Origin of the sequence: Serratia sp. 506_PEND (assembly GCF_001076875.1) — a bacterium.
Taxonomy (GTDB): Bacteria; Pseudomonadota; Gammaproteobacteria; order Enterobacterales; family Enterobacteriaceae; genus Serratia; species Serratia marcescens.
This window is the reverse complement of record NZ_JVEL01000601.1, coordinates 37923-47463: the sequence shown is the minus strand read 5'-3', so window position 1 is coordinate 47463 and position 9541 is coordinate 37923. Positions and strand designations below refer to the sequence as shown.

The following is a 9541-nucleotide window of genomic DNA, read 5'->3' as shown; positions in this document are numbered from 1 at the left end:
GAGCTGCTGGGTTCTCCGCTGCGTCAGGACGAACACAAGATGGTCACCCAGGTGATCTCCACCGGTTCCGATCCGTATAGCGATCAGGTGGTGATCGACAAAGGGTCGGACAACGGCGTCTATGAAGGCCAGCCGGTCATCAGCGACAAGGGCGTGGTCGGTCAGGTGGTGGCGGTGGCGAAAGTCACCAGCCGCGTGCTGCTGATCTGCGACGCCTCGCATGCGCTGCCGATCCAGGTGCTGCGCAACGATATTCGGGTGATCGCCGCAGGCAGCGGCTGCGCCGACGATCTGCAACTGGAGCATCTGCCGAACAACACCGATATCCGCGTTGGCGACGTGCTGGTCACCTCCGGTCTCGGCGGCCGCTTCCCGGAAGGCTATCCGGTGGCGGTGGTCTCCTCGGTCAAGGTCGACAACCAGCGCGCTTACACTGTGATTCAGGCGCGGCCGACCGCCGGTCTGCAGCGCTTGCGTTACCTGTTGCTGCTGTGGGGCGCCGATCGCAACGGCGACATGCCGCTGCCGCCGGACGAAGTGCACCGCGTGGCCAATGAACGCCTGATGCAGATGATGCCGCAGGTGCTGCCGCCTGCCGGTTCCGTCGGGCCGCAACTGCCGGCTCCGGCCACCGGGGTGGCGCCGCAAACCACGGCTCCGGCCTCTGCTCAGCCTCAGGTTCAGCCCGCGGCGGCGGGGGTGGTGCAATGAACAGCTACCGCAGCCACGGGCGCTGGATAATCTGGCTGTCGTTCCTGGTGGCGTTGGTGCTGCAAATCATGCCGTGGCCGGAACAGATCTACATGTTCCGGCCTTCCTGGCTGGTGTTGATCCTGATCTACTGGGTGATGGCCTTGCCGCACCGGGTCAACGTCGGCACCGGCTTCGTGCTGGGGCTGATCATGGATCTGATCCTCGGTTCCACGCTGGGCGTGCGCGCGCTGGCGCTGGGCATCATCGCCTATCTGGTGGCGTTCAAATTCCAACTGTTCCGCAATATGGCGCTGTGGCAACAGGCGCTTATCGTCGTGCTGCTGTCGCTGTCGATGGATGTGGTGGTGTTCTGGGCTGAGTTTTTAGTGATCAACGTCTCTTTCCGCCCAGAGGTGTTCTGGAGTAGTGTGGTAAACGGCATTTTGTGGCCGTGGTTATTCCTGTTGATGCGCAAAATCCGCCGTCAGTTCGCCGTACAGTAAGGGTATATCAATGACTTCGCTTTATCTGGCCTCCGGCTCCCCACGTCGACGTGAACTGCTGACCCTGCTGGGCGTGTCGTTCGACATTCTGCTGACGCATACCGAAGAGCAGCGCCGGGAAGGCGAAGCCGCGGAGGCCTATGTGCGCCGCCTGGCGCAGGACAAGGCCAAAGCGGGCGTGGCGCTGGCGCAGGAAGATCGGCCGGTGCTGGGCGCCGACACCATCGTGGTGCTCAACGGCCGGGTGCTGGAGAAGCCGCGCGACGAAGCCCATGCGGCGGACATGCTGGCGGCCCTGTCCGGCAAGCAGCATCAGGTGATGACGGCAGTAGCGATCGCCGATCGCCACGACGTGCGTTGCCAACTGGTGGTGACCGACGTGACGTTCCGCAGCCTGTCACAACAGGATATCCGCGACTATATTGCTACGGGCGAACCGATGGATAAGGCGGGCGCCTATGGAATTCAAGGAAAGGGTGGTTGTTTCGTCAGAACGATAACCGGGAGTTATCACGCAGTGGTTGGTCTGCCGCTGGTCGAAACACATGAGCTGCTCAGTAATTTTGTCGCATTACGTGATGTAAGAACCGGTTGATGGGCGCTGCCATTATCGACCGGCTCTGAGGAGAAGGCATGACAGCTGAGCTACTGGTTAATATCACACCGTCTGAAACGCGGGTCGCCTATATCGATGGCGGCATTCTGCAAGAGATCCATATCGAACGCGAATCCAAACGCGGCATCGTCGGCAATATTTATAAAGGGCGCGTCAGCCGCGTCCTGCCGGGCATGCAGGCGGCGTTCGTCGACATCGGCCTGGACAAGGCCGCCTTCCTGCACGCCTCCGACATCATGCCGCATACCGAATGCGTCGCCGGCGACGAGCGGAAAAACTTCCACGTGCGCGACATCGCCGAGCTGGTGCGCCAGGGGCAAGACCTGATGGTGCAGGTGGTGAAAGATCCGCTTGGCACCAAGGGCGCGCGTCTGACCACCGATATCACGCTGCCTTCGCGTTATCTGGTCTTCATGCCGGGCGCGGCGCACGTCGGCGTGTCGCAGCGCATCGAAAGCGAAGCCGAGCGCGAGCGCCTGAAGGCGATCGTGGCGCCGCACTGCGACGAGCTGGGCGGTTTTATCATCCGCACCGCGGCGGAAGGCATCGGCGAGGAAGAGCTGGCGCAGGACGCCGCATTCCTCAAACGCCTGTGGACCAAGGTGATGGAGCGCAAGAAGCGCAACCAGACCAAATACAAGCTGTACGGCGAGCTGGCGTTGGCGCAGCGCATTTTGCGCGATTTCGCCGGCGCGGCGCTGGATCGCATTCGCGTCGATTCGCGGCTGACGCACGATCTGCTGGTGGAGTTCACCGGCGAGTACATTCCGGACATCACCAACAAGCTCGAGCTCTATACCGGCAGCCAGCCGATTTTCGATCTGTACGATGTGGAAAACGAGATCCAGCGCGCGCTGGAGCGCAAGGTGGAGCTGAAGTCCGGCGGCTATCTGATCATCGATCAGACCGAGGCGATGACCACGGTTGACATCAACACCGGCGCCTTCGTCGGCCACCGCAACCTCGACGAAACCATTTTCAATACCAACATCGAGGCGACGCAGGCCATCGCGCGCCAGCTGCGGCTGCGCAACCTGGGCGGCATCATCATCATCGACTTTATCGATATGAACAACGAAGAGCATCGCCGCCGGGTGCTGCACTCGCTGGAGCAGGCGTTGAGTAAAGATCGGGTAAAAACCACGATCAACGGCTTCTCTCAGCTAGGCTTAGTTGAAATGACGCGTAAACGCACGCGTGAAAGCATTGAACATGTGCTCTGTCACGATTGTCCTACTTGCAATGGGCGCGGCACCGTGAAAACGGTGGAAACCGTGTGCTACGAGATCCTGCGCGAGATTGTGCGCGTGCACCATGCTTACGATTCCGATCGCTTCCTGGTGTACGCCTCCGCGGCGGTCGGCGAAGCGCTGAAGAGCGAAGAGTCGCATGCGCTGGCCGAAGTGGAGATCTTCGTCGGCAAACAGGTGAAGGTGCAGATCGAACCGTTGTACAGCCAGGAGCAGTTCGACGTCGTCATGATGTAGCCCGCCCGACATCGGTAGGGGCCCGGCACGCCGGGCCCGTCAGTGCATAGATATTCCCGTTGCCAGGCAGCGGAGCAAGGAGAACTGCGTGAGGCGACTGCCTGGGATTCTGTTAGCAACAGGCGCCACCCTAATCGTGATTGTGGCGCTGCTGATCAGCGGGCTGCGCCTGATGCTGCCGAAGCTGAACGACTATCGTCCCCAACTGCTGGCGCAGGTGGAGAAGCTATCCGGTGTGCCTGTGCAGATGGATTTCCTGCAGGGCAGTTGGGAAACCTTCGGCCCACAGCTTGAAGTGCGCAACCTGAGCGTTACGCTGCCCAAAAGCGATGTGCATATCGAACGCGTGACGCTGGCGCTGGACGTGTGGCAATCGCTGCTGCATTGGCGCTGGCAGTTCCGCGATCTGACCTTCTATCAATTCCGCCTCGATCTGAACGCCACGCTGGGCGGCGATCGTGAGGGCGACGGCCTTGAGCCCGGTAAAATCAGCGATCTGATGCTGCGCCAGCTCGACCATTTCGATCTGCGCGACAGCCGTATCTCGTTCCTGACACCTGCCGGCGCGCGCGCCGAATTCGACATTCCCCAACTGACCTGGCTCAACGGCCGCGATCGCCACCGCGCCGAGGGGCAGATCAGCCTGTCGACGCTGAACGGCCAACACGGCGTGGTGCAGCTGCGCATGGACCTGCGCGATAATCAGGGCCTGCTGGACACCGGCACGGTCTATCTGCAGGCCGATAACATCGACATGAAACCCTGGTTTACCCGCTGGCTGCGCGCCAATACCGGGCTGGAAAGCGCCGACTTCAGCCTGGCGGCCTGGCTGCAGGTGCAGAACGGCGAAATCGCCGGCGGCCATGCGTTGCTCAAGCAGGGGGCGGCCAACTGGAATACCGGCGCCGCGCAGCACCGGCTGGACGTGGACAATCTGGCGCTGTCGTTGCGCCGCCAGGGCACCGGTTGGCAGCTCGACGTGCCGCAGCTGCGGTTGAGCACCGACGGCCAGGCCTGGCCGCAGGGCGCGCTTTCCGCGCTGTGGCTGCCGGAAAACACCGAATTCATGGGGCCGGCGCAGAATGAAGAGCTGCGGGTGCGCGCGACTCACCTTCAACTGGAGCGCCTGTCGGCGCTGCTGCCGACCTTCTCGTTCCTCAGTCCGGACGCGCTCGAGCGCTGGAACGATCTGCAGCCGCAGGGGCAGGTGGCAGCGCTGGCGCTGGACATCCCGCTCAAGCAGCCGGAAAAGAGCCGTTTTCAGGCGCTGTGGCGCGATGTCAGCTGGCAGCGTTGGGAACTGCTGCCGGGCGTCAACCACTTCTCCGGCGCGTTGAGCGGCGGGGTGGAGAACGGCCGCCTGACGCTGGGGCTCACTGACAGCACCCTGCCTTACGGCGACATGTTCCGCGCGCCGCTTGAAATCAGCAGCGCGCGCGGCGCGCTGACCTGGCGTTACAACGACCAAGGTTGGGAGCTGGCGAGCCAGGGGCTGGACGTCAAGGCGAAGTCGCTGTGGGTCAACGGTGATTTCCGTTATCAGCAGCCGGCCAAGGGCGAGCCGTGGCTGAACATCCTGGCGGGCATCCGCCTGTATGACGGCGCCGACGCCTGGCGCTATTTCCCGGAGCCGTTGATGGGCAAGCATCTGGTGGACTACCTGGGCGGCGCCATTCAGGGCGGCCAGGTGGATAACGCCACGCTGATTTATTCCGGCGATCCGCAGCATTTCCCGTACCGCAAAAACGAAGGGCAGTTCGAAGTCTTCGTGCCGCTGCGTCACGCCACCTTCCAGTTCCAACCGGGCTGGCCGGCGCTGACCGATTTGGCGATCGATCTCGATTTCGCCAACGAGGGATTGTGGATGCATGCGCCGCAAACCCGGTTGGGCAAGGTGGCGGGCAAAAATATCAGCGCGGTGATCCCGGATTACCTGAAAGAGCGGTTGCTGATCGACGCCGATGTCGCGGGGGCGGGCAGCGACGTACATGATTACTTCATGCAGACACCGTTGCACGATTCGCTGGGGGCGGCGCTGGAGCAGCTGCAGATTGGCGGTGATGTCAGTGGGCGCTTACATCTTGATATCCCCCTGGACGGCGAGCAGGTCAGAGCCACCGGCGAAGTGGCGCTGAACAACAATTCGTTGCTGATAAAACCGCTGGAAAGCGAGCTGCAGAAGCTCAGCGGCAAGTTCCGCTTCGACAATGGCAATCTGGAGAGCGACACCCTGTCGGCCAACTGGTTCGGGCAACCGGTGGCGGTCAACTTCACTACGCAGGAAGGCGAGCGTGACTACAAGGTCAACGTCGGCCTGAAAGGAGACTGGCAGCCGGGCAAGTTCCCCGGCCTGCCGAAAGAGGCCGCCGATGCGCTCAGCGGCAGCGCGCCCTGGCAGAGCCAGGTGGCCATCACGCTGCCGCACCAAGGTTCGGCTAGCTACGATATCGGCCTTGACGCAGACCTGAAGAAAGTGAGCAGTCACTTACCTTCACCGCTGGACAAGGCGCCGGGCGAAGCGCTGCCGGTGAACGTCAAGGTCAAAGGCGGTTTGAACGGCTTCATGTTGACCGGCAGCGCGGGCAAGCAGAACCGCTTCAACAGTGAATGGAACTTCGACAAAAAACAGGTGAATCTGGCGCGCGCCGCGTGGCAAACCAACGGTGGCGGCACCCCGCCGCTGCCGGCCGGCAAATCGATGACGCTGAACCTGCCGGCGCTGGACGGCGAGCAATGGCTGGCGCTGCTGGCGCCGGCGCTGAAACAGGGCGGCGGCAGCGGTCAGGTGGGCGGTTTCAGCTTCCCCACCACCGTGGCGCTGACCACGCCGCAGCTGCTGTTGGGCGGCCAGGCCTGGCATAAGCTGACGCTGTCGGCCGAAAAACAGCTTGGCGCTACCCTGGTGAGCGCCAAGAGCGACGAAGTGGACGGCAGCCTGCGGGTGGCCGATCGCGGGCCGTGGCGCGCCGATATCAACTACCTGTATTACAACCCACAGTTCGCTGAGACGAAAAACGCGGCGGGCGCGGCGGCGCCGTCGACCGAGAAACTTTCTTTCCGCGACTGGCCTTCGCTGATGCTGCGCTGCAAGTCGTGCTGGGTGCTGGGGCAGAACCTCGGCAGGGTCGAGGCGGATCTGACCAATCGGGGAGATACCCTGACGCTGGATCACGGCCTGGTCGACACCGGCAAAGGGCGCATGAGCGCCACCGGCCTGTGGAAACAAAATGCGCAGGAAGAGCGCAGCTCGCTGAAAGGCAAGCTGCTCGGCGGCAAGATCGATGAAACCGCCGCCTTCTTCGGCATCACTATCCCGCTGAAAGGGGCGCCTTACGACGTGGACTTCGATCTGTACTGGCACGGCGCGCCGTGGCAGCCGCAGGTGAATACGTTGAGCGGCGCGCTGCAGGTCAAGATGGGCAAGGGCGAGATCGACAGCATGGGCGGCGGCCGCGCCGGCCAGCTGCTGCGGCTGGTCAGCTTCGACGCCCTGCTGCGCAAGCTGCAGTTTGATTTCAGCGATACCTTCGGCAAAGGTTTCTACTTTGATTCCATCCGCAGCACCGCCTGGCTGAAAGATGGCATAATGCATACTGATAATCTATTGATCGACGGCCTGGCGGCGGACATCGCCATGAGCGGCCAGATCGATCTGGCGCGCCGCCGCATCGATATGGAGGCGGTGGTGGCGCCGGCGATTTCGGCGACCGTCGGCGTGGCCACGGCGTTTGTCGTCAACCCGATCGTCGGCGCGGCGGTATTTGCCGCCTCGCAGGTGCTGGGGCCGCTGTGGAGCAAGATTTCGCTGATTCGCTACCATATCGGCGGCGATCTCGACCAGCCGAAGATCAATGAGGTACTTCGTAAGGCAAAGGAGGATAAGGCGTCATGAGGAATGCTAACGTTGCGTTGTTGCAGTTGTGCAGTGGCGATCAGGTGCGCGATAACCTGGCCCAGATTGAACAGCAGATCAAGCAGCTCAATGCCGGGGTAAAACTGGTCATGACGCCGGAGAACGCGCTGCTGTTCGCCAACTCCGCGGCCTACCGCCAACAGGCGGAAAAACAGGGCGATGGCCCGCTGCAGAACGCGGTGCGCGAGCTGGCGCGCCGCTATGGCGTGTGGTTGCTGGTGGGCTCGATGCCCTTGATCAGCCGTGAAAACCCGGAACTTATCACCACCAGCAGCCTGTTGTTCGACGAACAGGGCGAGATCCGCGCCCGCTACGACAAGCTGCACATGTTCGATGTGGACATCAACGATGCGCACGGCCATTACCGCGAGTCGGATACCTACCAGCACGGGCAGCACCTGACGGTGGTGGATACGCCGGTCGGGCGTTTGGGCATGACCATATGTTACGATCTGCGCTTCCCTGCGCTGTTCCAGGCGCTGCGGGCGCAGGGCGCCGAACTGATTTCGGTGCCGGCGGCCTTTACCCGGGTGACCGGCGAGGCGCATTGGGAAATCCTGCTGCGCGCCCGGGCGATCGAAAACCAGTGCATGATCCTGGCGCCGGCGCAGGTGGGGCGCCACGGGCCGACCCGCCGCACCTGGGGCCACTCGATGGCTGTCGACGGCTGGGGCAAGGTGCTGGCCGAGAACGCGGACGCCGTGGCGGCACTGAAGGTGCGTGTGGACGCCGCAAGCCTGAAAAATATTCGTGCGCAGATGCCGGTGCTGCAGCACAACCGATTCCAGACGTCGCTGACGGCGCCGTCTGACAAGCTATCCTCCAATCAAGAGTGAAACCATTATGAGCCTGACGTTTGTCAGTGAGCAGTTACTCGCTACCAACAAGCTGAGTCATCAAGACCTGTACAGGGTACTGGGTCAACTGGCAGAACGCCGTATCGACTACGCCGATCTCTATTTCCAGTCCAGCTATCACGAAGCCTGGGTGATCGAGGACGGCATCATCAAGGATGGCTCTTACAATATCGACCAGGGCGTCGGCGTGCGCGCCGTCAGCGGTGAGAAGACCGGCTTCGCCTATGCCGATCAGATCACCCTGAATGCGCTGCAGCAGAGCGCCCAGGCGGCGCGCAGCATCGTGCGTGAGCAGGGCGACGGGCGGGCGCATACCCTGGGTGAGATCGGTTACCGGGCGCTGTATCCGCTGCTCGATCCGCTGCAAAGTCTGCCGCGCGAAGAGAAAATCGCCCTGCTGCACCGCGTCGACAAGGTGGCGCGCGCCGCCGATGCGCGAGTGCAGGAAGTGAACGCCAGCATTACCGGCGTTTACGAGCAGGTGTTGGTGGCCGCCACCGACGGCACGCTGGCGGCGGATGTTCGCCCGCTGGTGCGCCTCTCCGTCAGCGTGCTGGTGGAGCAGGACGGCAAGCGTGAGCGCGGCTCCAGCGGCGGCGGCGGTCGTTTCGGTTACGACTATTTCCTGGAAACCGTCGACGGCGACGTGCGCGCCGATGCCTACGCCAAAGAAGCGGTGCGCATGGCGCTGGTTAATCTTGGCGCGGTGGCGGCGCCGGCCGGCAATATGCCGGTAGTGTTGGGCGCCGGCTGGCCGGGCGTGCTGCTGCATGAGGCGGTGGGCCACGGCCTGGAAGGCGACTTCAACCGACGCGGCACCTCGGTGTTCAGCGGCCATATGGGCGAGCGGGTGGCGTCCGAACTGTGCACCGTGGTGGATGACGGCACTCTGCACGGGCGCCGCGGCTCGTTGGCGATCGACGACGAAGGCGTGCCGGGCCAGTACAACGTGCTGATTGAAAACGGCGTATTGAGAGGTTACATGCAGGACAAGCTCAACGCGCGGCTGATGGGCGTCGCCCCGACCGGCAACGGCCGCCGCGAGTCCTACGCGCATCTGCCGATGCCGCGCATGACCAACACCTACATGCTGGCGGGCCAATCGACGCCGGAAGAGATCATCGCCAGCGTCGAGTACGGTCTGTACGCGCCGAACTTTGGCGGCGGCCAGGTGGACATCACCTCCGGCAAGTTCGTGTTCTCCACCACCGAAGCCTACCTGATCGAAAAGGGCCGTATCACCAAACCGGTGAAAGGGGCGACGCTGATCGGCTCCGGCATTGAGGCGATGCAGCAGATCTCGATGGTCGGCAACGATCTGGCGCTCGATAAAGGCGTGGGCGTGTGCGGCAAGGAAGGCCAGAGCGTGCCGGTAGGCGTCGGCCAACCGACGCTGAAACTGGATACGTTGACCGTCGGCGGCACGGCGTAATCTTTCCTCAAGGGGCCGCGCGTTGGCCCCTCAACCATTC

Annotated in this window: 7 protein-coding genes; all 7 read left to right on the top strand. The window is 62.9% G+C overall.

The window, feature by feature from the left end:
- A partial coding sequence (gene mreC, locus ADK28_RS27295) for a rod shape-determining protein MreC (protein WP_048797194.1) occupies positions 1-711 on the top strand: 711 nt, incomplete at its 5' end.
- Positions 708-1196 (top strand): rod shape-determining protein MreD, encoded by a 489-nt coding sequence (gene mreD / locus ADK28_RS27290; RefSeq protein WP_004936918.1) that lies wholly within the window; start codon positions 708-710, stop codon positions 1194-1196. The genes mreC and mreD, both read left to right, overlap by 4 nt.
- 10 nt (positions 1197-1206) lie before the next feature.
- Complete coding sequence (locus ADK28_RS27285) at positions 1207-1791, top strand: Maf family protein (protein WP_004936921.1); 585 nt, start codon at positions 1207-1209, stop codon at positions 1789-1791.
- Between the two features lie 38 nt (positions 1792-1829).
- Positions 1830-3299 (top strand): ribonuclease G, encoded by a 1470-nt coding sequence (rng, locus tag ADK28_RS27280; protein ID WP_016930237.1) that lies wholly within the window; start codon positions 1830-1832, stop codon positions 3297-3299.
- 88 nt (positions 3300-3387) lie between these two features.
- A complete protein-coding gene (gene yhdP, locus ADK28_RS27275) occupies positions 3388-7191 on the top strand; it encodes an AsmA2 domain-containing protein YhdP (RefSeq protein ID WP_033639288.1) in 3804 nt (1267 codons plus the stop codon).
- On the top strand, positions 7188-8048 hold the full coding sequence (nit1, locus tag ADK28_RS27270) for a deaminated glutathione amidase (protein WP_033639289.1): 861 nt from the start codon (positions 7188-7190) through the stop codon (positions 8046-8048). Before yhdP ends, nit1 begins: the two co-directional genes overlap by 4 nt.
- A gap of 7 nt (positions 8049-8055) precedes the next feature.
- Complete coding sequence (gene tldD, locus ADK28_RS27265) at positions 8056-9501, top strand: metalloprotease TldD (protein ID WP_048797193.1); 1446 nt, start codon at positions 8056-8058, stop codon at positions 9499-9501.
- Positions 9502-9541 lie beyond the last annotated feature (40 nt).

Coding starts and splice junctions, on each gene's coding strand:
- mreD (WP_004936918.1), top strand. CDS start 708: ATGAACAGCTACCGCAGCCACGGGCGCTGGATAATCTGGCTGTCGTTC.
- ADK28_RS27285 (WP_004936921.1), top strand. CDS start 1,207: ATGACTTCGCTTTATCTGGCCTCCGGCTCCCCACGTCGACGTGAACTG.
- rng (WP_016930237.1), top strand. CDS start 1,830: ATGACAGCTGAGCTACTGGTTAATATCACACCGTCTGAAACGCGGGTC.
- nit1 (WP_033639289.1), top strand. CDS start 7,188: ATGAGGAATGCTAACGTTGCGTTGTTGCAGTTGTGCAGTGGCGATCAG.
- tldD (WP_048797193.1), top strand. CDS start 8,056: ATGAGCCTGACGTTTGTCAGTGAGCAGTTACTCGCTACCAACAAGCTG.